The following is a 26,696-nucleotide window of genomic DNA, read 5'->3' on the forward strand; positions in this document are numbered from 1 at the left end:
TGACCAAACTCAGACCGAACGCAGCAGGCTGAGTACCCGTTGCATCGGGGGCGTGTCGAGCTCACCGTCAAGCTCCTTGCGGACAAGCAGCAGGTCCATCAACTCGTTGTCGCTGAGCTCGAACAGCTCGCCCAGCGAAGCCACGTCCTGATCGGACAGGCTCTCCTCGTAACGGTTGAAGAAACGTTCGACGATGATGTCGTTCTCCAGGAGGCCGCGGCGGGCGCGCCAGCGAAGACGGGCACGTTTGTGCGGGTCGGCCTGATGGGAGAAAGTGGTGGAATGACTCATGGTCAGCCTTCATTGACCGGCGCCCCAGCCCGACTTGATACCGCATCGGGCTGACGCGCCGCTTACAACAACTTGCATTGACTGCAGACTGCCTGTCTGCACCGCGAACGGTGGGGGCGCAGAAGGCAGTTTATACCGGGCAATTAAACAGCGCGGCGAACCATCAGTTCCTTGATCTTGCCAATCGCCTTGGTCGGATTGAGGCCCTTCGGGCACACGTCGACGCAGTTCATGATGCTATGGCAACGGAACAGTCGGTACGGGTCGTTCAGGTTGTCCAGACGCTCGCTGGTGGCCTGGTCGCGGCTGTCCGCGATGAAGCGGTAGGCTTGCAGCAGGCCGGCCGGGCCGACGAACTTGTCCGGGTTCCACCAGAACGACGGGCACGACGTGGAGCAGCTGGCGCACAGAATGCACTCGTACAGGCCATCCAGCTCGTCGCGTTCCTGCGGCGACTGCAGACGCTCCTTCTCGGGCGGCGGCTCGTCGTTGATCAGGAACGGCTTGATCGAGTGGTACTGCTTGAAGAAGTTCGTCATGTCAACGATCAGGTCGCGCACCACCGGCAGGCCGGGCAGCGGACGCAGCACGATGCGGTCCGGCAGCTCGCGCATGTTCGTCAGGCAGGCCAGGCCGTTCTTGCCATTGATGTTCATCGCGTCCGAGCCGCACACGCCTTCACGGCACGAACGACGGAACGAGATGGTTTCGTCCAGCTTCTTCAGCTTGACCAGTGCGTCCAGCAGCATGCGCTCGTGACCGTCCAGCTCGACCTCGTAGGTCTGCATGCGGGGGGCGGCGTCCTTGTCCGGATCGTAGCGGTAGACTTCGAAAATACGCTTCATTTCTGGGGGTCCTGTTTTCTCTACGAGGCGGGTATCAGAACGTACGAGCCTTGGGCGGAACCGATTCCACCGTCAGCGGCTGCATCTTCACCGGCTTGTAGTCGAGGCGGTTGCCTTCGCTGTAGAACAGCGTGTGCTTGAGCCAGTTGTCGTCGTCGCGGTTCGGGAAGTCGCTGTGGGCGTGGGCGCCACGCGATTCCTTGCGGGCCGCGGCCGAGATCATCGTGGCCTTGGCCACTTCCACCAGGTTGGCCACTTCCAGGGCTTCCACCAGCGCGGTGTTGAAGACCTTGGACTTGTCCTTCAGGTGGATGTTGTCGGCACGCTCGGCCACTTCGAGGATGCGCTCGACGCCTTCGTCCATCAGCTTCTGCGTACGGAACACGCCGGCATGCGACTGCATGTTGCGGCGGATGTCGTTGGCCACGTCCTGGGTGTATTCGCCCGAGGTCGTTGCCTGCAGCTTGGCCAGACGGGCCATGGCGCGGTCGGCGGCATCGGCGGGCAGCGGCTTGTGTTCCTTCTGCTTGCTGGCGTTGGCGACGATGTGGTTGCCGGCGGCACGGCCGAACACCACCAGGTCCAGCAGCGAGTTGGTACCCAGGCGGTTGGCGCCGTGCACCGACACGCACGAGCATTCGCCGATCGCGTAGAAACCGTTGACCACTTCGTTCGGGTTGCCGTTCTTCGGCACCACGACCTGACCGTGGAAGTTCGTCGGGATACCACCCATCTGGTAGTGGATGGTCGGCACGACGGGGATCGGTTCCTTGATCGCGTCGACGTTGGCGAACTTCATGCCGATTTCGCGGATCGACGGCAGGCGCTTCATGATGGTCTCGGCACCGACGTGCGTCAGGTCGAGCAGCACGTAGTCGCCGTTCGGGCCGCAACCACGGCCTTCCTTGATTTCCTGGTCCATCGAGCGCGACACGAAGTCACGCGGCGCCAGATCCTTCAGCGTCGGGGCATAGCGTTCCATGAAACGCTCGCCATCCTTGTTACGCAGGATGCCGCCCTCGCCACGCACGCCTTCCGTGATCAGCACGCCCGCGCCGGCCACGCCGGTCGGGTGGAACTGCCAGAATTCCATGTCTTCCAGCGGGATGCCGGCACGCGCCGCCATGCCCAGGCCGTCACCCGTATTGATGAAGGCGTTGGTGGAAGCCGCGTAGATCCGGCCGGCGCCACCGGTCGCGAACAGCGTGGTCTTGGCTTCGAGGATATAGACTTCGCCGGTTTCCATTTCCAGCGCGGTCACGCCCAGCACGTCGCCTTCTTCGTCGCGGATCAGGTCCAGTGCCATCCATTCGACGAAGAAATGCGTCTTGGCGCGCACATTACGCTGATACAGCGTGTGCAGCAGCGCGTGGCCGGTACGGTCAGCGGCCGCGCAGGCACGTTGCACCGGCTTTTCGCCGTAGTTGGCGGTGTGGCCGCCGAACGGACGCTGGTAGATCGTGCCGTCGGCGTTACGGTCGAACGGCATGCCGAAGTGTTCGAGCTCGTACACGACCTTCGGGGCTTCACGGCACATGAACTCGATGGCGTCCTGGTCACCCAGCCAGTCCGAGCCCTTGATGGTGTCGTAGAAGTGATAGTGCCAGTTGTCCTCGCTCATGTTGCCGAGCGAGGCACCGATACCGCCCTGCGCCGCCACGGTGTGGGAGCGGGTCGGGAAAACCTTCGACAGCACGGCCACGCTCAGGCCGGCTTCCGCGAGCTGGAGGGATGCGCGCATCCCGGCGCCGCCCGCCCCGACGATGACCACGTCAAATTTGCGACGCGGCAATCCAGTCTTGACTGCGACCATTTATTACACCCTCCAGAGAATCTGAGCAGCGTAGCCCGCGCATCCGACGAGCCACAGAATCGTAAGAACTTGCAGCACGAGGCGCACGGCCATCGGCTTCACATAGTCCATCCAGATGTCACGAATGCCGATCCAGGCATGGAACAGCAGCGACAGGATGGTCAGGAACGTCAGGAGCTTCATCCATTGGTTGGCGAAGAGACCCGACCAGCCTTCGTAAGAAGGATTGCCGAAGGCGAGATACACCACGGCGAGCACCACGGTGAACACCACCATGATGACTGCGGTAACGCGTTGCGCGAGCCAGTCTTTCAGACCGTAATGCGCACCGACGACAAGACGCTTGGGACCGATATTGTTATTTGCCACGTGACTCTCCTCAGAACAGGCCGAAAAGCTTCAGCCCGAAAACCAGGGTGAGCAGCAGGCTGACGACCAGCACGGCCTTGGCCGACGTGGCCGAGGCGGGCTTCGAGACGCCGACGTGAACGTCCAGCAGCAGGAAGCGGATACCGGCGCAGAAGTGATGCAGGTAACCCCAGATCAGGGCCAGGATCACCAGCTTGACGAAGCCGTTGGACAGCAGGGCCGAGAACTTGGCGAAGCTCAGTTCGGAGGTGACGCTCTGTTCGAACAGGTACAGAACGAAAGGGAGGAGGAGGAACATCAAGGCACCGCTTACGCGATGCAGGATGGATACCTTGCCGGCCCAGGGCAACCGGTAGCGCGAGATTTGCGCGATACCGATATTCCGGAACTCCGGCCTGGCTTGTTTGGCGGCTTCAGCCATGCGAGACCCCATTTGCGATGAAAAGAAAACTGCAAAAGAACGACACTGCCATTACCCCCGATTGCATTGGCGCCGCACAGCGGTTACCGTGAATGCACCAGATTGCATCAAGCGTGTGGGTCCGCTGGATGCAAATGGATGCAGGGGAGCAAATCCACGTGATTTTAGCGCCTTTGTTGCGCGCCGCACCAATAATTTTCGCCTATCACGCACCAGCGCGGCGTGCCCGACAATCGCACGCGACAATGTGCGCACCACTCCAGACATGAATCGTCCAACCATTGCATTCATGAATGACAATGGTCGGCGCACGTCCCATACACGCATGACAATAGTCAGCGTGCGGAACAGACTTTCCATGGTCATGGCACTTCAGCTCAGGTCGTTCTGATAATAGTGGCGCGTCGTGACATAAAGCCCACGGCGAACTTCCACCGGGCGGTCGCCGTAGGTGAACGACACACGTTCCACCGACAGCAGCGGCGAACCGGGCGCCACGGACAACAGCTCGGCAGCCGTGTTATCGGCAGCAACGGCCCGGATCTTTTCCGTGGCGCGAATCATCCGCGTGCCGAACTCGGCCTCGAAGAGCGCATACATCGGGCCCTTCCATTCGTTGAGCTTCTCGGCCGTCAGGCCCTTGAAGTTGGCGCCCAGCAGCCAGATTTCGTCCAGCACCGTGGCTTCGTTGGAAAAGGTCAGCACGCGGCGGATCTGCACGACGCTGTCGCCGGTGCGAATATCGAGCAGCCGGGCGATTTCGGCCGGGGCGCGCAGCCGCTTGCATTCGAGCACGCGGCTGGCGCCGTAATGGGGTTCACCCTCGTCGGGTACCAGGCGAAGGAAGCGGAACTTGACCACATCCTCGTGATGGGTCGTCACAAACGTGCCCTTGCCCTGGCGGCGGGCCACCAGGTTGTCCGCGGCGAGTTCGTCGATGGCCTTGCGCACCGTGCCCTGGCTGACCTTGTAGCGGGCCGCCAGATCCATCTCGCTCGGGATCATTTCGCCAGGCTTCCACTCGCCCGTCTGCAGGCTCTGCATGATCAGGGCCTTGATCTGCTGGTAGAGTGGACTGAACGTCGGGGACGGCGCCGCGGCCGGCGTATTGGCCGATGCGGGCGTGGACGACTGCGTCCCGGCACCGCTCTGTGGGGCGGCAGATTCCGGCGCGCCATTGGCGGCGGCGGAGAGCGGGGACGTAGGCAGGGAAGACATAGCCCGGATTCAACCACAAAAGCGAGAATCGCGTCCAGCGCACTATGAAATGTCTTATGTCTTATATAAGACATATGAATTGACATCAATGAGGGCTCACCCTACACTCGCGCAGGTCCGCGCTACCGCCTCCGCCAGGTCTCTTCCGGGCTACCTGCCCACCTTTTGAAGCCTTACGGATGCGGCGCACCACACAGCAGTAGTAGACTTACGCCTTGTCGCCCTCGACGCCTGCCCACGGCGCGCGCGCTCCTCGTCGCGCCCCCACGGCAAGCCGCGGGCTCCCGGCGGACGCCCGCCTGCCCCGTGGCGACACGCGAACCAGCTCCCGGTGATGCGCCGGCCCGCTCCATACCCTGGATGGCCAGTTGCCACCGACCGGTTACCCCATCTTTTCGTTTGGAGACTTACTCATGGCTAAAGCCCCAATGCGCGTCGCAGTCACCGGCGCCGCTGGCCAGATCGGCTATTCCCTGCTGTTCCGCATCGCCAACGGCGACATGCTCGGCAAAGACCAGCCGGTCATCCTCCAACTGCTCGACCTCCCGCAAGCCCAGGCCGCCGTCAAGGGCGTGGTGATGGAACTGGAAGACTGCGCGTTCCCGCTGCTGGCCGGCGTGGTCATCACCGACGACCCCAAGGTTGCCTTCAAGGACGCCGACGTCGCCCTGCTGGTGGGTGCCCGTCCGCGTAGCAAGGGCATGGAACGCAAGGACCTGCTCGAAGCCAACGCCCAGATCTTCACGGTGCAGGGCAAGGCCCTGGACGAAGTCGCCAGCCGCGACGTCAAGGTGCTGGTGGTCGGCAATCCGGCCAACACCAACGCCTACATCGCCATGAAGTCGGCGCCGAACCTGAAGCGCGAGAACTTCACGGCCATGCTGCGTCTGGACCACAACCGTGCCCTGTCGCAAATCGCCGCCAAGACCGGCAAGCCGGTGTCGTCGATCGAGAAGATGTTCGTCTGGGGCAACCACAGCCCGACGATGTACGCCGACTACCGCTACGCCACCGTCGACGGCAAGAGCGTCAAGGACCTGATCAACGATCCGGTGTGGAACAACGACGTGTTCCTGCCGACCGTGGGCAAGCGCGGCGCCGCCATCATCGAGGCCCGTGGCCTGTCGTCGGCTGCCTCGGCCGCCAACGCCGCCATCGACCACGTGCACGACTGGGTGCTGGGCTCGAACGGCAAGGTCGTCACGATGGGCATCCCGTCGAACGGCGAATACGGCATTCCGAAGGACGTCATGTTCGGCTACCCGGTGACCACGGCCAACGGCAAGTACGAAATCGTGCAAGGCCTGGAAATCGACGCCTACAGCCAGGAAAAGATCAACATCACGCTCAAGGAACTGGAAGAAGAGCGTGCCGGCGTGCAGCACCTGCTGGGCTGATCTTCCCTAGAGCCTCCCGCTCATGAAACCGGGGTCCGCATCGATCTGAAAATCGGCGCGGACCCCGGTTTTTCATTTGGGCACCCGTTTTGTCTTCACAATAACCCCCCGCTCCATACGTATATCAACGTGCATCCATCCGAGGTCTTGTTCCAGGGCGAAGCCATTCCGGTACAACTGCCGGTCTGCGACCACTATGCGGGCAGCGAAAAGCTCATGCGCAAATCGCTTGCCCTGCAGCAGGCGCTTGGCCCCGTATTCGACATTACGTTCGATTGCGAGGACGGCGCCGCCGTCGGGCTGGAGCGCGAGCATGCCCTGCTCTGCGCGCAGCTCATCAACAGCGCCGACAACCTGCACAACCGCGTGGGCGTACGCATCCACGACCCGGCGCACCCGTGCTGGCGTGAAGACGTCGATATCCTGGTGGGTGCCGCCGGGGCCCGCCTGGCCTATGTGGTGGTGCCCAAGGTCACCGACGTGGTCGAAGTGGCACGCGTGACCGACCACGTGAACCAGGTGGCCCGCGCGGCCGGCATCGCTCGCCACATTCCGATTCATGTGCTTATTGAGACACATTCAGCGCTGGAGCAGGCGTTCGATATCGCGTCGCTGGTCCAGGTGGAATGCCTGAGCTTCGGGCTGATGGATTTCGTCTCGGCGCACCACGGCGCCATTCCGGGCGACGCGATGCGGTCGCCAGGGCAGTTCGAACATCCGCTGATCCGGCGCGCCATGCTGGAGATCTCCGCCGCTTGCCACCGCCACGGCAAGGTGCCATCGCACAACGTCAGCACCGATGTACAGCAGCCGGAGCGCGCCGGCAACGACGCGCTGCGTGCCCGCGCCGAATTCGGCTACCTGCGCAAGTGGAGCATTCACCCGGGCCAGATCGAACCCATCGTGGCTGCGTTCCGGCCCAGCGACGGCGAGATCGGTGCGGCCAGCCAGATCCTGCTTGCCGCGCATGAAAACAACTGGGCGCCGATCCGCCACGACGGGCAGCTGCACGATCGCGCCAGCTACCGCTATTACTGGTCGCTGTTGCAACGGGCCCACGCCACGGGCACACGCCTGCCGCCGCCAGTGAACGATCTGTTCTTTGATTGAGCGCAACACCCCGCGATCACACGCGAAAACTGCTCATTTTTGCCTGCAAGTGGCCGATGACAAACCATTCGCGTGCGATTGTGTAACCAATATCCGACGGGCTTCGCCCCGTCAGACAAATCGTAGAGAATAGCGGCGGAAAGTTGCCGCGGCGCCGCGTGAAGCAGCGTGGCGCCCGCCGGACTGTTCACCACAACGAGCCCCTTGACTACCCAAGCAATCCGGAAGGAACCCACATGAAACAACTCGTGCTGGCAGCCTGCATTGGCGCCCTGACCCTGACCACCGGCGCCGCAATGGCGCAGGAACCGGCCAAGAAGCCGGCCGCCACCAAGAAGGCGCCCGCCAAGAAGTCGACGAAGGCCGCTGCCGCCGCACCCGCCGCCGTGCAGCCCACGGGCGAAAAGTGGCAGTGCGAACTGGGCCATGCCATCTGGATCAGCGGCAACATGCAGCGCGATGAAGTGATCACCGTGCATTGGGACGGCCGCAACTACCGCCTGCCGCGCCAGAGCACCGTCACCGGCGCTGACCGCTATTTCGATCAGGCCTCGGGTCTGGATCTGGTCGTGATCCCGAGCAAGGCCATGCTGTTCAACAAGAACCTGGGCCAGCGCCTGGCCGACGAATGCCAGAACGCCGACATGCAGGCCGGCGGCGCGGCCCCGACGCAGGCCGGCGCACTGCGCGCCCCGGTGTCCACGCCGCTGCTGATGGCGCCGGCCCAACCGGCTGCGCAGCCGGCCGACGCCGCCCAGCCTGCTGCACAAGCCGCGCCGAAGCAGTAAAGTCTCACCTTGCCTTACCCTGCGCGGCGCCGCTCTGGCGCCGCGCGGGTATCAGCTGCACTGAATCGTTGTAACGGTGCGCGTCCGGGTCCTTGCCGGCCGCGCCGCATGCATGGCGGCGGAACCCTTCCGCGCACCGGGGTCTGAAGAATAAGTATCCACAAGCAGAGTCCCGCGTCATCCCTCGATTGGAGTCAGGCAATGCCCCACAATCTCAATAACACCCTCAAGGAATTCAAACTCGCCACGGGCGGCTCGGGTCAGTATTACTCGCTGCCCGAGCTGGGCCGCGCCCTGGGCGTGAAGATCGAGCGTCTGCCGGTCTCCATCCGCCTGGTGCTGGAATCGGTGCTGCGCAACTGCGACGGCAAGAAGGTCACCGAGGAACACGTCAAGCAGCTCGCCAACTGGAAGCCCACCGCCGACCGCGTGGACGAGATCCCGTTCGTGGTGGCGCGCGTGGTGCTGCAGGACTTCACGGGGGTGCCGCTGCTGGCCGACCTGGCCGCGATGCGCAACGTGGCCGAGAAGATGGGCAAGAATCCCAAGAAGATCGAGCCGCTGGTGCCGGTGGACCTGGTGGTCGACCACTCGGTGCAGATCGACCACTTCCGCGAGAAGAAGGCGCTGGACCTGAACATGCAGCTGGAATTCCAGCGCAACAACGAACGCTACCAGTTCATGAAGTGGGGCATGCAGGCGTTCGACACGTTCGGTGTGGTGCAGCCGGGCTTCGGCATCGTCCACCAGGTGAACCTGGAATACCTGGCGCGTGGCGTCCACAACAAGGACGGCGTCTACTATCCGGACACGCTCGTCGGCACGGATTCGCACACCACGATGATCAATGGCATCGGCGTGGTGGGCTGGGGCGTGGGCGGCATCGAGGCCGAAGCCGGCATGCTGGGCCAGCCCGTGTACTTCCTGACCCCCGACGTGGTGGGCGTGGAACTGAAGGGCCGCCTGCGCGAAGGCGTGACCGCCACCGACCTGGTGCTGACGATCACCGAGATGCTGCGCCGCGAGAAAGTCGTCGGCAAGTTCGTTGAATTCTTCGGCGAAGGCACGGCCAGCCTGTCGACGCCGGACCGCGCCACCATCGGCAACATGGCTCCGGAATACGGCGCCACGATGGGCTTCTTCCCGGTCGACGAAAAGACCATCGAATACTTCCGTGGCACGGCCCGCACCGACGAGGAAATCGCCGCGTTCGAAGGCTACTTCCGCGCCCAGGAAATGTTCGGCGTGCCGCGCGCTGGCGAGATCGACTACACCAAGACCCTGACGCTGGACCTGGGCACCGTGGCGCCGTCGCTGGCCGGTCCGAAGCGTCCGCAGGACCGCATCGAAATTGGCAACGTGAAGAGCACCTTTGCGTCGCTGTTCTCGAAGCCGGTGGCCGAAAACGGGTTCAACAAGGATGCCGCCGACCTGGGCCGCGAGTTCGTCAACGCCGACGGCGTCAAGGTCAAGAACGGCGATGTGCTGATCGCGGCCATCACGTCGTGCACGAACACGTCGAACCCGAGCGTGCTGCTGGCCGCCGGCCTGCTGGCCAAGAAAGCCGTGGAAGCCGGCCTGAATGTGGCGCCGCACATCAAGACATCGCTGGCGCCGGGCAGCCGCGTGGTGACCGAATACCTGACCGCCACCGGTCTCCTGCCCTACCTCGAAAAACTGGGCTTCGGCGTGACCGCCTATGGCTGCACGACCTGTATCGGCAACGCGGGCGACCTGACGCCGGCCCTGAACGAGACCATCGTCCAGAACGATATCGTGGCCGCCGCCGTGCTGTCGGGCAACCGCAACTTCGAAGCCCGTATCCACCCGAACATCCGCGCCAACTTCCTGGCCTCGCCGCCGCTGGTGGTGGCTTATGCCATCGCCGGTACGGTCACGCGCGACCTGATGACCGAGCCGGTTGGCAAGGGCCGCGATGGCCGCGACATCTGGCTGGGCGACATCTGGCCGACCTCGGAAGAAATCCACGCGCTGCTGAAGTATGCGATGGACGCCAAGACGTTCAAGGGCAACTACGAGCAGGTGAAGAAGCCGAGCAAGCTCTGGGCGAACATCAAGGGCACCAAGGGCCAGGTGTACGACTGGCCGACCTCGACGTACATCGCCGAACCGCCGTTCTTCCAGGACTTCACGCTGGAACCGGGCAACGAGGCCGTGACGATCCGTGGCGCCCGCGCACTGGGTGTTTTTGGCGATTCGGTGACGACCGACCATATCTCGCCGGCCGGGTCGATCAAGGAGACCTCGCCGGCGGGCAAGTACCTGCTGTCGCACGGCGTGCTCAAGGCGGACTTCAACAGCTACGGTTCGCGCCGCGGCAACCACGAGGTGATGATGCGTGGCACGTTCGCCAACGTGCGCATCAAGAACCTGATGATCCCGCCGAAGGCCGACGGGTCGCGCGTGGAAGGCGGCATCACGCTGCACCAGCCGACCGGCGACGAGATGTCGATCTACGACGCCGCGATGAAGTACATCGCCGAAGGCACGGCCACCGTGGTGTTCGGCGGCGAGGAATACGGCACCGGCTCCTCGCGCGACTGGGCGGCCAAGGGCACCCAGCTGCTGGGCGTGAAGGCTGTGATCGCGCGCAGCTTCGAGCGGATCCACCGTTCGAACCTGGTGGGCATGGGCGTGCTGCCGCTGCAGTTCAAGGGCAGCGACAGCGTGCAGTCGCTGGGCATCATCGGCAACGAGACCTTCGACGTGGAAGGCATCGAGGGCGAACTGAAGCCGCAGCAGGATGTGGTGCTGGTGATCCACCGCGCCAACGGCGACACCCAGCGCGTGCCGGTGCTGCTGCGCATCGATACGCCGATCGAAGTCGACTACTACAACCACGGCGGCATCCTGCCGTTTGTACTGCGTCAACTGCTGGTGGCGTAACCTGCGCTGCCGGCACCCCGCCGGCAGCCCTGACCGCCGCTTCCGCTCGCGCGGGGCGGCGGTTTTTTATTGCCGGCAACCCCGGGGATGTCGCGGGGGGAAGCCGCGGGCCATGTGGCGGGTGGCTTGCGGGTAATCCCCACCCCGGCGCGTAAGTTCCGCGCAAGCCTGCGCTGCCAGACTGGTCAGCACGCCTTGCGGCGTGACCTATACCTACAGACTCGGAGACACCAGATGGTCAAGATCCTGATCGCATTCGTCGTCATTGCCGGCGCGGCCCTGTACCTGCTGACCAAGGGCGGCGGCGACGTGTCGATGGGTGGCGAATCGCACAGCACCGAATCGCACGCCCCGGCCACGCAAAAGTAAGCGGCCAAACAAGGGTTCGCGACAACTGCGGCTGTCAACGCAGCGGGTAGAATACCGTTTTACGAAAAAACGGACGCTTTCTATCTATGGCAGGTTTTCGCCCCAAGTCTTCTACCCGACTCTCGCCCGACGCCGAGCGACTGGTGGCCGATGCACTGGCCCTGGACGCCTCGGGCAGCCGCATGGAGGACGGATACTGGGAGCGGCGGCTGTCCCAGCGGCTCTATCGCCTGCTGAAGAACGGCAGCCAGACCGCCCTCGACGCGGCGCTCGAACACCTGTTCAAGCACAATGCCGACGCGTCCGACGTGCTGGCCGAACAGGCCGAGACGCTGGCCGAATCGGCAACGATCGAGATTGACGGCGTCAAGCATGACGCCCTGCTGATCGCCGCCCCGATCCTGGCCCATACCCGCTACGCCATCCCGTCGGGCGCGCTGAAGCCCGAACTGGCGCTGACGCTGGCGGCACACCTGCAGGCCCACGTGCTGGCCACCAGTACCAAGGTGGCCCTGTCGCCCTACCTCTACAGCATCGACCAGCTGCCGCGCAGCCATAGCGACACCTTCGCACTGACGCACAAGCTGGCGTCGGCCGCGCTGGCCGGATCGATGCCCAAGGTGGATCTGAAGGACCTGCCCGAGACCGCCCCGATCCTGGCCGATCCGCGCTACCTGCTGGCCGTGGTGGTGGCGCCGCACGAAGGCGCGCTGTTCCGCTGGCAGGAAGACGCCAAGGAGCACCACGCCGAGCGCTCGGTCTGCCTGGAACAATGGCGCAACCAGGTGCAGCCGACCGTGGCCGTGCTGCTGCCGGGCTGCGAGTTCGAACTGCTGCTGCCCGACGCCTTCTTCCTGTCGTGCCGCGAATCGGACAAGAGCATCCGCCCGCTGACCGTGCGCGCCGCCGTGAACTACCTGTGCGGCACGCTCGACATTCCGGCCGGCCAGCTGGCCGCCGTTGTGGCCGGCTTTGGCGAGGAAGTGGTCGAGGAATACCGCGTGGGCTTCACGATGCGCGGCGAGAAGGATGTGATCTACGGCATCGTCTGGCCGGTGTACGGCCGAGAGTCCGGCGAGATCGACGCCGAGGAGAAAGGCAACCCGGTGGAGCAGATCTGCGAGGAACTGCGCAACGCCGGCGTGGAAGACATCTTCCGCCACGCTGCGCTGTTCGATCCGGAGTACTGCGAGGATTGCGGTACGCCGCTCTATGCGGACCGCTCCGGCGAGATCGTCCACGCCGAACTGCCCGAGGATGCCCCCACGCAGCAGCCGCTGTTCCACTAAGGCATCGCACTTCAATGAAAAACCCGCCAGTCACGGCGGGTTTTTTCATGCCGGCCGCACGCTGGTGCACCGCCAGAGCCCATGGCCTGACGCGCCGTACTTGCGCTCGAACGGGGTCATCGGGGTTTCCGGCTGCCAGGCTTCGGTCCGTGCCGGGCGTCCGACCATCGTCAGCGCCGCCGCGAATTCGTCGATATAGATCTTCCAGTTGCTGCGGCACTCCAGATAATCGCCGCAGGCTGCCAGCGCGGGAAATACCGCATGCCCCTGCCAGCGCCGACCCAGGTGACCGATCTTGGGCCACGGGTTCGGATACAGCACATAGTGCCGTACCACATGCACGCCGCCCTGCTGCAGCAGACGCCAGAAATCGACCAGATCGGCACGCGCCCAATGATAATTCACCGGCATCTCGGCGTCCCACCAGTCCTTGCCCGCGGTTAATCGCTTTTCCGACTGATCGATGCCGATCACATAGTGGTCGGGAAACGCCGTGGCCAGCCGCAACGTGCTCTCGCCGATGCCGCAGCCGGCATCGACAATTAGAGGCTTGCCGTCGGCACGCTGCCAGGCTTCCATGGCCGCATCAAACGCCTGTTGGCTCGGTGCGCCGATGGGCTTGCGGAACGGCTCGGCCAGATGACGCTGGACGCGCGCCGCGAGATGCTCGTGGATATCGGTCTGCGCCGATGAAATGGTGCGGGAATTGGCAAACATGGGCGCGATTGTACCGGGCGCCCTGCCGCGCCCCCATCCCGCCGTCTCCCACCGCGCATCCTTCGCGGATGTATCGGACATGGAAGTACATTTGACGGCACAATAGCGGCCAACACCGTACGAGGAGCCCACTCATGATCCGCCGCACGCTGCTGCAAGCATCCCTTTCGATGGCGCTGAGCGCCGCCGCGCTGACGCTGATCCCCGTCCACGCCGCCCACGCGGAAGACCTGCGCATCGGCCTGGCTGCCGACGTCACGTCGATGGACCCCCACTGGAACAACGCGGGCCCCAACAACGCCATCGCGCTCCATATCTTCGAGTCGCTGGTGTTCATGGACAAGAACGCCCGCTACATTCCCGGCCTGGCGCTGTCCTGGAAGCCGGTCAACGCCATCACCTGGGAAATCAAGCTGCGTCCCAACGTGAAGTGGCACGACGGTTCGCCGTTCACCAGCGAGGACGTCAAGGCGTCGCTGGAACGCCCCGAGAAGCTGACCAACGCGCCGGGCTCGTTCACCAGCTACACCAAGCCGATCGCCCGCATCGACACGCCCGACGCCCTGACGGTGCGCCTGACGATGAATGTGCCGAACTACGCCAATCTGGCCAACGATCTGAACAGCGTGCCGATCATGCCGAAGAAGATCGCCGCGGACCTGGGCCAGGCCGATTTCGACTCGGGCAAGGCCATGATCGGCACCGGGCCGTACAAGTTCGTGCGCTTCGCGCGGGGACAGGAAATCGTGATGCAGCGCAACCCCGACTACTGGGGCCCGAAGCCCGAGTTCGACCGCGCCATCTTCCGCATCCTGACCGATAACGGCGCGCGCACCGCCGCGCTGCTGGCCGGCGATGTCGATGTCATCGAGAGCATTCCGGCCGCAGACGTCGCCAAACTTAAGCAAAATCCGAAGTTCAAGATCGAGCAGACCACGTCGTGGCGCACCATCTTCTGGCAGATGGACCAGTCGCGCGACAACCCGCCGTTCGTCACCGACAAGGCCGGCAAGCCGCTGGGCAAGAACCCGTTCAAGGACGCCCGCGTGCGCGCCGCGATCAGCAAGGCGCTGAACCGCGACGCCATCGTCAGCCGCATCATGGAAGGCCTGGCGGTGCCGGCGTCGTCGATCGTCTCGCCGCAGATCTTCGGCCATCCGGGCACCAAGCCCGACGCCTATGACGTGGAAGGCGCCAAGAAGCTGCTGGCCCAGGCTGGCTATCCGGACGGCTTCGCGCTGACGCTGCACGCCACCAACAATCGCTACCTCAACGATGCCCAGGTGGCGCAGGCCACCGCCGGCATGCTGACGCGCATCGGCATCCAGACCAAGGTCGAAACGCTGCCCGTGGCCGCCTACTTCACGCGCGCCCGCCAGGGCGATTTCGCGTTCGAGATGCTGGGCTGGGGCTCGGCCGCCGCCGACGTCGCGCTGCGCTCGATCACCGGCACGCCAAACCCGAAGACCGGTTATGGCACGTGGAACTGGGGCAAGTACAGCAATCCGAAGCTGGATCAGCTGATCGAGAAATCGCTGACCACCGTGTCGAGCGACAAGGACCGCGAGCAGAACGCCCGCACGGCCGCGAAATTCGCGCTGGACGACCACGCCATCATCCCGTCGCACAGCCAACTGGCGATGTGGGCCATGCGCAAGGGGCTGAAGTACGAGGCGCGCACCGACGAATGGTCGCTGGCGCAGTTCTTCCACAAGGAGTAAAGCGGCCAACATCGCCGCCGGTTGTCTGCGCTTTCCCTCAACGCGGGAAAGCGGAGACAACCGTCAGATCACCAGCCGTTCTTCCTGCCGCGCATTCGCCGCGCGCAGTTTCCTGACCCAATCCCGGGCCGGCAGCCCGGTCGAAGCCTCGACCACTTCGGCCCTCGCTTCCAGCGTTTGCCACGACACATCGATCGCCGGGCCGTTGAACGCCAGCGCGATGATGTTGCCGTCGTGCACCTCCGGGAACACCAGCACGCGGTTGTCGAAGGCGTCGCAGATCCGCTCGATGTTCTTCGGGAAGCTGTCGTGGTCCCCGAACAGGTTGATGGTCATCACGCCGGGCGCCTTCAGCACGCGGCGGCAGGCGCGGTAGAACGCCGTGGTGTCCAGCACCGGCCCACGCGCCGTGGCGTCGTACAGGTCCACCTGCAGCGCGTCGATGGCGGCGGTATTGGCGCCATCCATCACGTAATCCCAGGCGTCCTGCTCGCGCACGGTCAGCCGGGCGTCGTCCTCGCGCAGGCCGAACATGCTGCGGCCCGCCACGATCACGGCCGGGTTCAGTTCCACTGCCGTCACCCTGGCTTTGGCGAAATGGCGATGGCAGAACTTGGTCAGCGCGGCCGCGCCCAGCCCCAGCTGCGCCACATGGAAATCGGCCGAAGACGGCGACTGGAACAGCAGCCAGGCCATCATCTGCTGCGCGTATTCCAGTTCGATGGCCTCCGGCTTGCGCAGACGCATGGCTCCCTGCACCCACTCGGTACCGAAATGCAGGTAGCGCACGCCGTCCATCTCGGAAAACGTCACCGGCGCGAAGCGCGGCGTCATGCGCTTTTCGTCGGCGTCTTTGGAAAGGTTCTTGCGCGAGGACTCACGGTTGCCGCGTGCGGGGCGGCGCGAGGCCACTGCCTCGATCGATTTGCGTTTCAGAAGCATCATGGAAGAAAGAAGTGCGCCCAGGGCGCGGATCATTGGCCCAGCGCGGTTTGCGCGCGCTGCAGCCATTCGCGATTGTGTTCGCGGGCATGACGCGGCCAGTGGCGCGCGTCATGAACGATTTCGGAATACAGCGACTTCGCGCGCTCGCGGTCGGCCGCATCGGGCTGCTTGGCCAGCCAGTCGGCGAACAGGCAGCGCGCGGCCACATCGCTGGCGTTGGTCAGCGCCCGCTCGAAGGCTTCTCGCGTGCCGGGCGCACCCTGCGCGGCCAGTGCCCGGGCGTAGAGCAGCGACGGATCGGACTGGTCGCGCGCACGGGGATTGCCCGCGAACAGCTTTTCCAGCGTGACCTGGGCTTCCGCATGACGGCCCGTAGCCAGTTGCGCGCGGGCCAGCCCTTCCAGCAGCGCGGGGTCGGAGGCAAACGGGCCATTGGCCGCGGCTTCGTAGTGCTCCAGCGCCTCGGCCGGATTGCCTGCATCGAGCAGCGCGGCCCCCAGGCGCATGCGATGGTCGACGGTCGGCGCGCGGTCGAACGCCTGCCGCGCCTCGCGCACGGCGCGGCCCGGGTCGACGATCTGGCCGATGGCGCGCTTGGCCACCTGCGCACCGCGGCTCTGGCGCAGGCCCGGCAGGTAGATCGCAAAGAAATAGACCACGCTGCCGAGCCCCGGGAAGAGGAACAGCAACAGCAGCCAGTACATGTTCTGGTGGGTGCGGACGGCGTGCACGGCAAAGAAGATCGCCACGATGACATGCAGGCCGATGCCGCCAATACCGCCGAGACCGAGGGAAGACAACATGGGAATCCAGTAAGGTGCGGGGGCGTCCGATACGCCGGACAGCCGCGATTGTGACAGATGCCGATCAGACCGCGCCCGCATCGCTAAAGTTTTCACGATGAATGGCCGAAGAAGGATGTGGGCTCTCTCTTCGATCGGACTCCAACAATGACAACCATCAGCAGCGTTACCCCTCAGGTCATGGTGGCCAGTGACGCGACGGTCACCAACACCCGCCGCTTCACGCAAACCACCGAAGACACCGCCGCGCAGACCGGCGACGGCCAGGCCACCGGCGCCTCCCAGGGCGCATCGGCTTCGGGCTCCGCCTCGTCGGCCGACGCCGGCGGCCGCATCACGGGCCCGGCTGGCGCGGGCAAGGCCGGCGGCGCAGCCGGCGCGGACAGCAGCAGCGACGACAGCGAATCGGCCGTGATCAAGGCCCTGAAGCAGCAGATCGAAGCCCTGCAGAAGCAACTGGCCGCCCAGATGGCCCAAATACAGGCCGCCCAGGCCGCCCCGACCGACGACCAGAGCAAGGCCACCACGGTGGCCACGCTGCAAGCCGGCGTGTCGGCCACCCAGGCCGCACTGTCCGAAGCCATGGCCAAGCTGACGGAGGCCTACAAGCAAGCCACAGGCACCAGCACCGGCAACAACGTCAATACGACGGCCTGAACGGCCGCATCTTTTCTCTCTTCGAGAGGCCCGACGTTCCGGCCGGAACTGGTTTTCCGGCCGGACGCTTTTCCCTCCCCCTCCCTCCCCCGCTCCCTCGCCGTTCCCGCTACCCGCTGCACGGCCGCTTGCCCGGCAAACCGAGTTGTAACACCCCTTGATCTTCATTTAACCAATGCGTTAAATGACCACATGCCCAATGTTACCGATCCGCTTTCGTCCGTGTTTGCCGCGCTGGCCGATCCCACGCGGCGTGCGATTCTGGCGCGGCTGGCGCAAGGCGAGGCGCCGGTCAGCGAGCTGGCGCGTCCGTTCGACATGTCGGCGCCTGCCATCTCGCGGCATCTGCGCGTGCTGGCCGATGCCGGTCTGATCGAGCGCGAGGTCAATGCGCGCTGGCGCATCTGCCATCTGCGACCTGGCGCGCTGCGTGATGCGCACGGCTGGCTGGACGCCTACCGGCGGCACTGGGAAGACAACCTCGACAGGCTGGTGGCTTTTGTCGAGCAGGCGCAATCCGACACCGATGTCACATCGAAGCAGGGGAACAAGTCATGAGCGAAGCCGCGACCTTTCATCTGGAAATGACCCGTCAGATCCGCGCCCCACGCGAGCGCGTGTTCGATGCCTTCACCGACCAGGCCGCGCTGGCCACCTGGCATTGCCCGCGCGGCATGACCGTGCTGGAAGCGCGTGCCGATGCCCGGGTGGGCGGGGCATACCGGCTGGTGATCGGCGCCCGGGACGGCGAGAAGCACATCGTCAACGGCCAGTACCAGACGCTCGACCGGGCCAATTTCCTGGCGTACACGTGGGAATGGGAGGGCGGCGCCGAACTGCCCGCCGGCCTGCGCACGCTGATCGAGGTGACGCTGACCGACAAGGACGGCGGCACCCACATGCATATGCGGCACAGCGGCTTCCCCGATACGGCGATGCGCGATGCGCACGTCAGCGGCTGGCAGTCGGTGTTCAACAACCTCGTCGATTATCTGGACCCGGAGGGCAGCGCCGGCACGCTGACCGTGTACGGCGACGCCCGCAGCACCTATGTGCGCACCGTCCGCCTGGCGCTGGAAGAGAAGGGGCTGCGCTACAGGCTGGACCCTGTGACGCCGCGCGACGAGGCGTTGCTGGCCCATAATCCGTTCGGCCGCATTCCGGCTTTCGCCGATGGTCCGATCGAGTTCTACGAAACCCGCGCCATCCTGAGCTATCTCAACGACGTCTTCGGCGGCATCAACCTGATTCCGCAGACCGGCCCCACCGCCCGCGCGCGCTGCGAGCAATGGATCAGCCTGATCAACTGCCACGCCTACGACACGATGGTGCGCCGCTACGTGCTGCAGTACGTGTTTCCGAAGGGTGAAAACGGCCAGCCGGACCGCCAGACCATCGACGCCGCCGTGCCAGAAATGGCCAAACAGCTAGATGCGCTGGAACAGGCGTACGGCGGCCGGGATTTCCTGGTGGGCAATGCGCTGTCGATGGCCGACCTGTTCTTCGCGCCGATCGTCGAGTATCTGGGGATGTTTCCGGAAAGCCAGGCGCTGCTGGAGACGCGACCGAATATCCGGCGCGGCCATGCAGTCATGCGCGCCCGGCCCAGCTATGCGGCGACGCAGCCGAAGTTTCAATAACATAAGGGTGCGCTACGCCAGCCACTCGCGCAGCGCCTGCCAAGCGATCAGCTTCTGCGCATACGCCAGCGTGTAGGCGGGACTGCTGGATGGCAGTTTTACGATGGCGTGCCGGTCACCATGTCCGGCCAGCGCCTTTTCGCCGATCCTTGCCGCCGTGCCGCCGTTGAAGGCAATCGCCCGCAGTTTCGGCAGGGTGGCGATCAGGCCGATCAGGTCGTTGCCCTGATGATCGCGGATGCTGCTGTCGAGGCTGCCTTCGCGGCGGGCCTCGGCCACCACGTCCCACAGGCCCACGCGGTGCTGGCGTAGCGTGGCCAGCCGGCTGTCATAGTCCAGGCTGACCAGGTCAACGCCCAGCACGTCGCCCATCAGGTGCCAGAAGCGGTTCTGCTTGTGCGCGTAGTACTGCGCCTGGGCCAGCGAGACTTCACCGGGCAGGCTGCCCAGCACCAGCACGCGGGTGTGCGGGTCGACGACCGGAGGGAAGCAGCGTTTGGTGGTCATCTTTGAGCGCGGTGAGACATGGAGCGGCCCGCCCTCTCCCCGGCCCCTCTCCCGCTCGCGGGAGAGGGTAGCAAACCACCGCGAGCACTTGAGGATGCCTTTGGTGTTCTCCCTCTCCCGCCTGCGGGAGAGGGGCCGGGGGAGAGGGTCAGCGCGTCAAACCACGACAGCGCAGGGATCAGGCCAGCAGGCGGTTCACCCGCTGCACATAGGCTGCCGCGTCGTCGAGCATGCCGCCCTCGGCCAGCAGGGCCTGGTCGAACAGCACGAACACGCGGTCGGTGAAGCCATCGCCTTCAGGCAGGTCGCGCAGCTTCTTCACCAGCGCGTGCTCGGGGTTCAGTTCCAGGATGGGCTGCGCATCGGGCGCCTTCTGGCCGGCCTGCTTGAGCAGGCGTTGCAGATAGCCGCTCATGTCGCCCTCGTCGGACACCAGGCACGATGCCGAATCGGTCAGGCGCAGCGTCACGCGCACGTCCTTGGCCTTGCCTGCCAGCACGGCCTTCGCGCGTTCCACCACGTCCTTCCATTCGGTGGCCGCCTTCTCCTGCTCCGCCTTCTCGGCCTCGTCGGCCAGCGCGCCCAGGTCCAGGTCGCCACGGGCCACGGACACCAGTTCCTTGCCATCGAACTCGTGCAGGTACGACAGCATCCATTCGTCCACGCGTTCGGTCAGCAGCACGACCTCGATGCCCTTCTTGCGGAACACTTCCAGGTGCGGGCTCGACTTGGCCGCGGCCCACGTATCGGCCGTGACGTAGTAGATCTTGTCCTGGCCTTCCTTCATGCGGCCCACATAGTCGCCCAGCGACACCGACTGCTCGGCCGTGTCGTTATGCGTCGTGGCAAAACGCAGCAACTTGGCGATGCGTTCGGCGTTGGCGTGGTCCTCGCCCATGCCCTCCTTGAGCACCTGACCGAACTGCTCCCAGAACGTCTTGTACTTGGCGCGATCGGCTTCATCCTCGCTGTCGGCCAGCGCCTCCAGCATCGACAGCACGCGCTTGGTGCAGCCTTCGCGGATGGCCTTCACGTCGCGGCTTTCCTGCAGCAGTTCGCGCGACACGTTCAGCGGCAGGTCGGCCGAATCCACCACACCCTTGACCCAGCGCAGGTACGACGGCAGCAGCTGGTCGGCGTCGTCCATGATGAACACGCGCTTCACGTACAGCTTCAGGCCGGCCTTGCGGTTGCGGTCCCACAGGTCGAACGGTGCGCGGGCCGGGATGTACAGCAGCTGCGTGTACTCGCTGCGGCCTTCCACGCGATTGTGCGTCCAGGCCAGCGGCGCCTCGTGATCGTGCGCGATGTGCTGGTAGAACGCCTGGTACTGCTCGTCGGAAATATCGGACTTGTTGCGGGTCCACAGCGCGCTGGCCTGGTTCACGCTTTCCCACTCGCCCGTCGGCTTCTGCTGCTGGGCCTCAGCATCCCACTGTTCCTTCGGCATGCGGATCGGCAGCGAGATGTGGTCCGAATACTTGCGAATGATGTGCTGCAGGCGGTACGACGACAGGAAATCGTCCTCGCCTTCGCGCAGGTGCAGCGTGATCGTGGTGCCGCGCTCGGCGCGGTCGATCGCGTCGATCGTAAATTCGCCATCGCCGGCGCTTTCCCAGCGCACGGCTTCGCTTCCGGCCAGGCCGGCGCGGCGCGATTCCACGGTGACCTTGTCCGCGACGATAAAGGCAGAGTAGAAGCCCACGCCGAACTGGCCAATCAGCGCGGCGTCCTTCTGCTGGTCGCCGGACAGCTGCTGGAAGAATTCCTTGGTGCCCGAACGGGCGATGGTGCCCAGGTTGCGGATCGCCTCGTCGCGGCTCATGCCGATGCCGTTGTCGGTGATCTTCAGCGTGCGGGCGGCCGGGTCGGCTTCGATGCGGATCGCCAGGTCTGCGTCGTTCTCGAGCAGGGCCGGATTTGCAATCGCCTCGAAGCGCAGCTTGTCGGTGGCGTCCGAAGCGTTCGATATCAGCTCGCGCAGGAAGATTTCCTTGTTGCTGTACAGCGAGTGGATCATCAGGTGCAGCAACTGCTTCACTTCCGCCTGGAAGCTCATCGTCTCGTGCGGTGCGGTCATGGTTCTCCTCTTGAAAACGGATCTATGCGCAAGGTGCCCGGCCCCGTGTATCCGGAGCGGGTCGATGGCGCAGGAAATAGGGACGGGACGGGACGATTTCAAGCCCCCTCCCGGGGATCAGGTGCCCGACCCCGCCGGCAGGCCGGACAGGCGTTCCATCTGGCCGGCCAGGAAGCGCAGCATGCCCGGATCGGTACTGCTGGCCACATTGAAGCGGGTCCAGGTGGACGGCATCTGGGACGGCGAAAACAGGCTGCCCGGCGCGAACAGATAGCCTTCCTCGTGCCCGGCCGTAGCGATGACGTTGGTATCCACGCCGGTATCGGCCCACAGGTACATGCCGGCCACCTGCCCCGGGAAGATGCGCAGGCCCAGCCGTTCGAGCTGCTCGCGGGTCTCGTCGCGGGCACGGTCCAGCCGCACCCGTACGCGCTCGGTGTGCTTGCGGTAGTGCCCCTCGGTCAGCACCTTGTAGACCACGCGCTCGTTGATTTCCGGCGTGGCCATGCCCGTCACCAGCTTGCTGTCGGTCAGCGTCACGGCCAGTTCCGGGCTGGCGGCGATAAAGCCCACGCGCAGGTTGGCGGCCAGCGTCTTGGAAAAACTGCCCAGGTAGATCACCCGCTTGAGCTGGTCCAGGCTGGCCAGCCGCGTGGCTGCATGGCCGGGCGGGCACAGGTCGCAATAGATGTCGTCCTCGACGATCGTGAACCCGTACTGTTCGGCCAGCTGCAGCAGCCGGAACGCCCGGGCGGCCGACAGCGACGTGCCCGTGGGGTTGTGCAGCACCGAATTGACCACCACCAGCCTGGGCTGGTGTGCCTGGGCGATGCGCTCCAGCGCCTCCAGGTCGGGGCCGTCGGCCGTGTAGGGCACGCCGATCACATTGGCCCCCTGCGTGGCAAAGCGGGCAAACATCACGAACCAGGCCGGGTCGCCGACCACCACGGTATCGCCCGGATGCAGGAACTGCCGCGCGATCAGGTCGAAGGCCTGCGTGATGCCCGACGTCATCACGATCTGGTCCGGCGTGACGCCGATTTCCAGCTCCTCCAGCCGGGTGCGCAGCTGCTGCCGCAGCGGCAGGAAGCCCATCGGCGTGCCGCTGGACAGGAAATGGCCGCCGGGCTGGCGGCCCAGGCTGCGCATGGCGCCAGACAGCAGTTCGCCGTCGAGCCATTCGGTGGGCAGGAAGCCCCAGCCCGGCGCCTTGTGGCTCTCGGCGGAGTGGAACATGCTGCGCAGCAGCCAGGTGACGTCGACATTGCGGATGGACGGGGACGCCAGCGGCGCCGCGGCCGATGGATGCGGCACGCGGTCGCGCACGTAGAAGCCCGATCCCCGGCGCGACTCCAGGTAGCCCAGCGCCACCAGACGTTCGTAGGCTTCCACCACGGTAAAGCGCGAGATGCCCTTTTCCGAGGCCAGCTGGCGGATCGACGGCATCCGCATGCCCGCCCGGAACACCCGCTCGTCGATGCGCAGCCGCGCCCATTCGGTCAGTTGCTCCACCAGCGTCATCTGGGCTGACGGTATCGGATCGGGCAGTCGGGGATGGCCAGCGGCCGGCATCACCAGCCGCAACGGGCGCGTACCGCCGCCCGATGTGGCATTTGAGGCACTATCATTTTCGCCGTGGCGATTCTTCTGGCTGCCTTCCATGTGGCGCTCCCGCAACTGTACTGAAGACGATTTGCTGAACTGTATCGGTACTGTACCGACAAGCTTGACTACCATCAACCAACGATGAAACTCGCTATTGACCACCTCGTGATTGCCGCCCCCGACCTGGAGTCGGGCGCCCAGCATGTCGCCAACCTGCTTGGCATCGCCCCGCAAGGCGGCGGCGCCCATCCGCGCATGGGCACGCACAACCGCGTGCTGGGGCTGTTTGGCGCGATGTACCTCGAAGTGATCGCGATCGACCCCGCCGCACCGGCCCCCGATCGCCCGCGCTGGTTCGGGCTGGACAGCGACCTGATGCAGCAACGGCTGCGCGACGGCCCGTTCCTGGCGCACTGGGCGGCCCGCGTGGAGCGCCCCGCCGACCTGTCGCGCTGGCAATCGCAGTATCCGGACCGCATCGCCCCGGCCATCCCGATGGATCGCGGCGCGCTGCACTGGCGCCTGACCGTGCCCGACGATGGCAGCCTGCCCGCATGGCATGGCGAGGCGGCCAGCGCCGGCGACGGCCTGTTCCCGACGCTGATCCAATGGGACGTGGCCAACCACCCCGGCGTCAGCCTGCCGCGCCAGGACCTGGCCCTGCGCCGGCTGCGCGGCCAGCATCCGCATGCGGAACTGCTGCGGCAAGGGCTGGCGTGGATTGGTGCCGCGCACCTGATCGAGATCGACCAGACCGATGGGCCGCCGCTGCTGACGGCCGACATCGACACCCCAGCGGGCGTAAAGACCCTGCGCTGATCCCCCAAGACAAAACAAGACATACCGAAGGAGCCCCCCGATGTCCGCCACCACCGCCAAGCGTTTCGACGACGACGCGTATCTCGATCACTGCCAGGCCACCGTGGTGGCGGTGACCCACGCGGGCATCGAACTGGACCAGACCGTGTGCTACGCGCGTAGCGGCGGGCAGGCCGGCGACACCGGCACGCTGCATACCGCCGACGGCCGTGTGGTGACGCTGGCCGATACGGTCTATGCCGATGACCGCACCCGCATCCTGCATGTGCCCGCCGCCGACGCACCCGCGCTGGCCGTGGGCGACCGCGTGGAGGTCAGGATCGACTGGGCGCGTCGCCACCGGCTCATGCGCCTGCATACCTGCCTGCACCTGCTGGGGTCGCTGATCCCGGTGCCGGTGACCGGCTGCAGCATCTCTCCCGATTCGGCGCGCATCGATTTCGACCTGCCCGAATCGACGCTCGACAAGGCCGTGCTGACCGAACAGCTCAACGCGCTGATCGACGCGAAGACGCCGGTCAACATCGACCGCATCACGCCCGAGCAGCTGGCCGCCCAGCCCGACCTCGTCCGCACGATCGGCGCCGCGCCGCCGGCCGGCACCTCGACCATCCGCATCATCGACATCGCCGGTGTGGACCGCCAGCCTTGCGGCGGCACGCACGTGGCCAACACCGGCGAGATTGGCGCGATGGTGGTGACCAAGATCGAGAAGAAGAGCCGCACCAACCGGCGCGTGGTCGTCAATTTCGCATGACCGGCGTGGAAACCTGGCTCACGGGCCTGTCGATGGCCCAGTTCCTGGCATTGGTGACGCTGCTGGCAGTGGGCGCCTTCACGCCGGGCCCGAACACCACCGTGGCGGCCGTGACCGGCGCCAATTTTGGCCTGCGCGCCACGTTGCCGCACTGCATCGGCGTGTCGGTGGGCTTCGCCGGCATCATCGCGCTGTGCGCGACCGGCGTGGGCGCGCTGATCCTGGCCAGCCCGATGCTGGCGGCGGCCATCCGCGTGGTGGGCGTGCTGTACCTGCTCTGGCTGGCGCTGCGCATCGCGCGCAGCACGTCGCTGGCCGAAAAGCACGTGCTCAAGCCGATGAACGTCTGGCAATCGATCGCCATGCAGTTCGCCAACATCAAGGCGTGGATGATGGCGCTGGCCGTGGCCGCGTCATATATGGATAACGCGCCTTCGCTGGGCCAGCGCGTGCTGCTGGTCAGCACGCTGTTCGCTACCTTCGGCTTCTTCAGCAACGGCGCCTATGGCGTGCTGGGCGCTTCGCTGCGGCAGTGGCTGATACAGGGCAACCGCGTGCGCTGGTTCAACGGGGTGATGGGGCTGGCGCTGGCGTTGACCGCCCTGTGGATGGCCGTGGCCGCCGCACATCCACAATGACGCGCCTCTAATTGCCATGAGCCAGAACCCTTCCCCTCATTCCGGCGGCATGCTGCTGGGCTTTATCGGCGTGGCCATCTTCAGCCAGACGCTGCCGTTCACCCGCATGGCCGTGGCCGAGCTGGATGCCACGTTCGTGGCGCTGGCCCGGGCCGTGGTCGCGGCCGCGCTGGCCCTGGCGTTGCTGGCGGTGCGCGGCGCGCTGGCGCCGTCGAAACGCCCGCGCGGGCGCCAGTGGCTGCGGCTGGCGGTCACCGCACTGGGCGTGGTGGTCGGCTTTCCGGTGTTTTCGTCGCTGGCCATGCGCGAAGTGCCGGCCGCGCACGGCGCCATCGTGATCGGCCTGCTGCCGCTGGCCACGGCCGTGTTCGCGGCATGGTTCGGCAACGAGCGCCCATCCGCCGGATTCTGGCTGTCGGCGCTGGCCGGCAGCGCGCTGGTGGTCGGTTTTGCCCTGTGGCAAGGGGCGGGTGGCCTGCAGCACGCCGACTGGTTCCTGTTCCTGGCCGTGGTGCTGGGCGCACTCGGCTATGCCGAAGGCGGCAAGCTGTCGCGCGAACTGGGCGGGCTGGAGACGATTTCCTGGGCGCTGGTGGTGTCGCTGCCGGTGCTGGTGCCGGTGGTGGCGTGGCTGACACTTGGACACGCGAACGAAATCGCCGCCGCGTCGCCGCGTGCGTGGGCCGGCATGGCCTATGTGTCGGTGTTCTCGATGTTCATCGGCTTCCTGTTCTGGTACGCCGGGCTCGCAAAAGGCGGCGTGGCCCGCGTAGGCCAGATACAATTGCTCCAGCCGTTTCTCACGCTGGCGGGCGGCGCCGTGATCCTGGCCGAGCCCCTCGATGCCGCCACCGTCGCTTTTGCAGTCGCGGTGATCGCCGTGGTGGCCCTCGGCCGACGCGCCGCCGTGCGCAACACCGCACCCGCCCCGCCGGCCGCCGTGGCCGGAGAAACGCCCCCCGTTCTTCCAGGACGCATTCACTGACAGGA

At 65.4% G+C, this 26,696-nt stretch carries 26 protein-coding genes; 14 read left to right on the forward strand and 12 right to left on the reverse strand.

Annotation, left to right across the window (positions count from 1 at the left end; genetic code table 11):
• Positions 1–9: 9 nt before the first annotated feature.
• The 6 genes from BLQ58_RS01960 to BLQ58_RS01985 form a co-directional block, all read right to left on the reverse strand.
• Positions 10–297 (reverse strand): FAD assembly factor SdhE, encoded by a 288-nt coding sequence (locus BLQ58_RS01960; protein WP_092594306.1) that lies wholly within the window; start codon positions 295–297, stop codon positions 10–12.
• Positions 298–434: 137 nt separating this feature from the next.
• Positions 435–1,136 (reverse strand): succinate dehydrogenase iron-sulfur subunit, encoded by a 702-nt coding sequence (locus BLQ58_RS01965; protein WP_092594307.1) that lies wholly within the window; start codon positions 1,134–1,136, stop codon positions 435–437.
• A 34-nt stretch (positions 1,137–1,170) separates the two neighbouring features.
• Complete coding sequence (sdhA, locus tag BLQ58_RS01970) at positions 1,171–2,949, reverse strand: succinate dehydrogenase flavoprotein subunit (RefSeq protein WP_092594308.1); 1,779 nt, start codon at positions 2,947–2,949, stop codon at positions 1,171–1,173.
• Positions 2,950–2,952: 3 nt separating this feature from the next.
• Positions 2,953–3,318: a succinate dehydrogenase, hydrophobic membrane anchor protein gene (gene sdhD / locus BLQ58_RS01975; protein WP_066733321.1), complete on the reverse strand. Its 366-nt coding sequence runs from the start codon at positions 3,316–3,318 to the stop codon at positions 2,953–2,955.
• 10 nt (positions 3,319–3,328) lie between these two features.
• Positions 3,329–3,739, reverse strand: a complete 411-nt coding sequence (gene sdhC / locus BLQ58_RS01980; protein WP_092594309.1) for a succinate dehydrogenase, cytochrome b556 subunit — start codon at positions 3,737–3,739, stop codon at positions 3,329–3,331.
• Positions 3,740–4,111: 372 nt separating this feature from the next.
• Positions 4,112–4,957: a GntR family transcriptional regulator gene (locus BLQ58_RS01985; protein WP_092594310.1), complete on the reverse strand. Its 846-nt coding sequence runs from the start codon at positions 4,955–4,957 to the stop codon at positions 4,112–4,114.
• Between the two features lie 413 nt (positions 4,958–5,370).
• Here BLQ58_RS01985 and BLQ58_RS01990 point away from each other — a divergent pair, with 413 nt between their 5' ends.
• The 6 genes from BLQ58_RS01990 (at position 5,371) to BLQ58_RS02010 (ending at position 12,817) form a co-directional block, all read left to right on the forward strand.
• The gene (locus tag BLQ58_RS01990; protein WP_061959458.1) at positions 5,371–6,354 is read left to right on the forward strand and encodes a malate dehydrogenase; all 984 of its coding nucleotides are present in this window, start codon (positions 5,371–5,373) and stop codon (positions 6,352–6,354) included.
• 129 nt (positions 6,355–6,483) lie between these two features.
• Positions 6,484–7,464 (forward strand): HpcH/HpaI aldolase/citrate lyase family protein, encoded by a 981-nt coding sequence (locus BLQ58_RS01995; protein ID WP_092594311.1) that lies wholly within the window; start codon positions 6,484–6,486, stop codon positions 7,462–7,464.
• 236 nt (positions 7,465–7,700) lie between these two features.
• Complete coding sequence (locus BLQ58_RS02000; RefSeq protein ID WP_092594312.1) at positions 7,701–8,252, forward strand: hypothetical protein; 552 nt, start codon at positions 7,701–7,703, stop codon at positions 8,250–8,252.
• Between the two features lie 201 nt (positions 8,253–8,453).
• Entirely contained in the window at positions 8,454–11,159 is a 2,706-nt protein-coding gene (gene acnA / locus BLQ58_RS02005) for an aconitate hydratase AcnA (protein WP_092594313.1), read from the forward strand.
• 234 nt (positions 11,160–11,393) lie between these two features.
• On the forward strand, positions 11,394–11,528 hold the full coding sequence (locus tag BLQ58_RS29640) for a hypothetical protein (RefSeq protein WP_302847619.1): 135 nt from the start codon (positions 11,394–11,396) through the stop codon (positions 11,526–11,528).
• Between the two features lie 86 nt (positions 11,529–11,614).
• A complete protein-coding gene (locus tag BLQ58_RS02010; RefSeq protein ID WP_092594314.1) occupies positions 11,615–12,817 on the forward strand; it encodes a DUF2863 family protein in 1,203 nt (400 codons plus the stop codon).
• A gap of 45 nt (positions 12,818–12,862) precedes the next feature.
• On the opposite strand, the gene BLQ58_RS02015 is transcribed toward BLQ58_RS02010, so the two are convergent.
• On the reverse strand, positions 12,863–13,534 hold the full coding sequence (locus BLQ58_RS02015) for a tRNA (guanine(46)-N(7))-methyltransferase TrmB (protein WP_175459816.1): 672 nt from the start codon (positions 13,532–13,534) through the stop codon (positions 12,863–12,865).
• A gap of 134 nt (positions 13,535–13,668) precedes the next feature.
• On the opposite strand from BLQ58_RS02015, the gene BLQ58_RS02020 reads away from it, so the two are divergent.
• Positions 13,669–15,255: an ABC transporter substrate-binding protein gene (locus BLQ58_RS02020; protein WP_092594315.1), complete on the forward strand. Its 1,587-nt coding sequence runs from the start codon at positions 13,669–13,671 to the stop codon at positions 15,253–15,255.
• 63 nt (positions 15,256–15,318) lie between these two features.
• On the opposite strand, the gene BLQ58_RS02025 is transcribed toward BLQ58_RS02020, so the two are convergent.
• A complete protein-coding gene (locus BLQ58_RS02025; protein ID WP_092594571.1) occupies positions 15,319–16,200 on the reverse strand; it encodes a class I SAM-dependent methyltransferase in 882 nt (293 codons plus the stop codon).
• A gap of 29 nt (positions 16,201–16,229) precedes the next feature.
• A complete protein-coding gene (locus BLQ58_RS02030) occupies positions 16,230–17,003 on the reverse strand; it encodes a tetratricopeptide repeat protein (RefSeq protein ID WP_092594316.1) in 774 nt (257 codons plus the stop codon).
• A gap of 147 nt (positions 17,004–17,150) precedes the next feature.
• Between BLQ58_RS02030 and BLQ58_RS02035 the strand changes: the two genes are divergently transcribed.
• The 3 genes from BLQ58_RS02035 (at position 17,151) to BLQ58_RS02045 (ending at position 19,300) form a co-directional block, all read left to right on the forward strand.
• Entirely contained in the window at positions 17,151–17,660 is a 510-nt protein-coding gene (locus BLQ58_RS02035) for a hypothetical protein (RefSeq protein ID WP_092594317.1), read from the forward strand.
• A gap of 192 nt (positions 17,661–17,852) precedes the next feature.
• Positions 17,853–18,218 carry an ArsR/SmtB family transcription factor gene (locus BLQ58_RS02040; RefSeq protein WP_092594318.1) on the forward strand — a complete coding sequence of 122 codons (366 nt, stop codon included), beginning with the start codon at positions 17,853–17,855 and terminating at the stop codon, positions 18,216–18,218.
• The gene (locus tag BLQ58_RS02045) at positions 18,215–19,300 is read left to right on the forward strand and encodes an SRPBCC domain-containing protein (RefSeq protein ID WP_092594319.1); all 1,086 of its coding nucleotides are present in this window, start codon (positions 18,215–18,217) and stop codon (positions 19,298–19,300) included. The genes BLQ58_RS02040 and BLQ58_RS02045 overlap by 4 nt, the downstream gene beginning before the upstream one ends.
• Before the next feature lie 12 nt (positions 19,301–19,312).
• On the opposite strand, the gene BLQ58_RS02050 is transcribed toward BLQ58_RS02045, so the two are convergent.
• The 3 genes from BLQ58_RS02050 to BLQ58_RS02060 form a co-directional block, all read right to left on the reverse strand.
• Positions 19,313–19,807: a DNA-deoxyinosine glycosylase gene (locus BLQ58_RS02050; protein WP_092594320.1), complete on the reverse strand. Its 495-nt coding sequence runs from the start codon at positions 19,805–19,807 to the stop codon at positions 19,313–19,315.
• Positions 19,808–19,985: 178 nt separating this feature from the next.
• Positions 19,986–21,887: a molecular chaperone HtpG gene (gene htpG / locus BLQ58_RS02055; protein WP_092594321.1), complete on the reverse strand. Its 1,902-nt coding sequence runs from the start codon at positions 21,885–21,887 to the stop codon at positions 19,986–19,988.
• A 117-nt stretch (positions 21,888–22,004) separates the two neighbouring features.
• Positions 22,005–23,549, reverse strand: a complete 1,545-nt coding sequence (locus BLQ58_RS02060; protein ID WP_092594322.1) for an aminotransferase-like domain-containing protein — start codon at positions 23,547–23,549, stop codon at positions 22,005–22,007.
• A gap of 84 nt (positions 23,550–23,633) precedes the next feature.
• Here BLQ58_RS02060 and BLQ58_RS02065 point away from each other — a divergent pair, with 84 nt between their 5' ends.
• From BLQ58_RS02065 to BLQ58_RS02080, 4 genes are read left to right on the forward strand one after another with little or no spacing between them, the layout of a single operon-like run.
• Positions 23,634–24,311, forward strand: coding sequence for a VOC family protein (locus BLQ58_RS02065; protein WP_092594323.1), 678 nt, complete (start codon positions 23,634–23,636; stop codon positions 24,309–24,311).
• A gap of 40 nt (positions 24,312–24,351) precedes the next feature.
• Positions 24,352–25,068, forward strand: coding sequence for an alanyl-tRNA editing protein (locus tag BLQ58_RS02070; RefSeq protein ID WP_092594324.1), 717 nt, complete (start codon positions 24,352–24,354; stop codon positions 25,066–25,068).
• A complete protein-coding gene (locus BLQ58_RS02075; RefSeq protein ID WP_175459817.1) occupies positions 25,065–25,706 on the forward strand; it encodes a LysE family translocator in 642 nt (213 codons plus the stop codon). Before BLQ58_RS02070 ends, BLQ58_RS02075 begins: the two co-directional genes overlap by 4 nt.
• Positions 25,707–25,722: 16 nt before the next feature.
• A complete protein-coding gene (locus BLQ58_RS02080) occupies positions 25,723–26,691 on the forward strand; it encodes a DMT family transporter (protein ID WP_092594325.1) in 969 nt (322 codons plus the stop codon).
• Positions 26,692–26,696 lie beyond the last annotated feature (5 nt).

The sequence above is a fragment of the Ralstonia sp. 25mfcol4.1 genome (genome assembly GCF_900104095.1).
Classification (GTDB): domain Bacteria; phylum Pseudomonadota; class Gammaproteobacteria; order Burkholderiales; family Burkholderiaceae; genus Cupriavidus.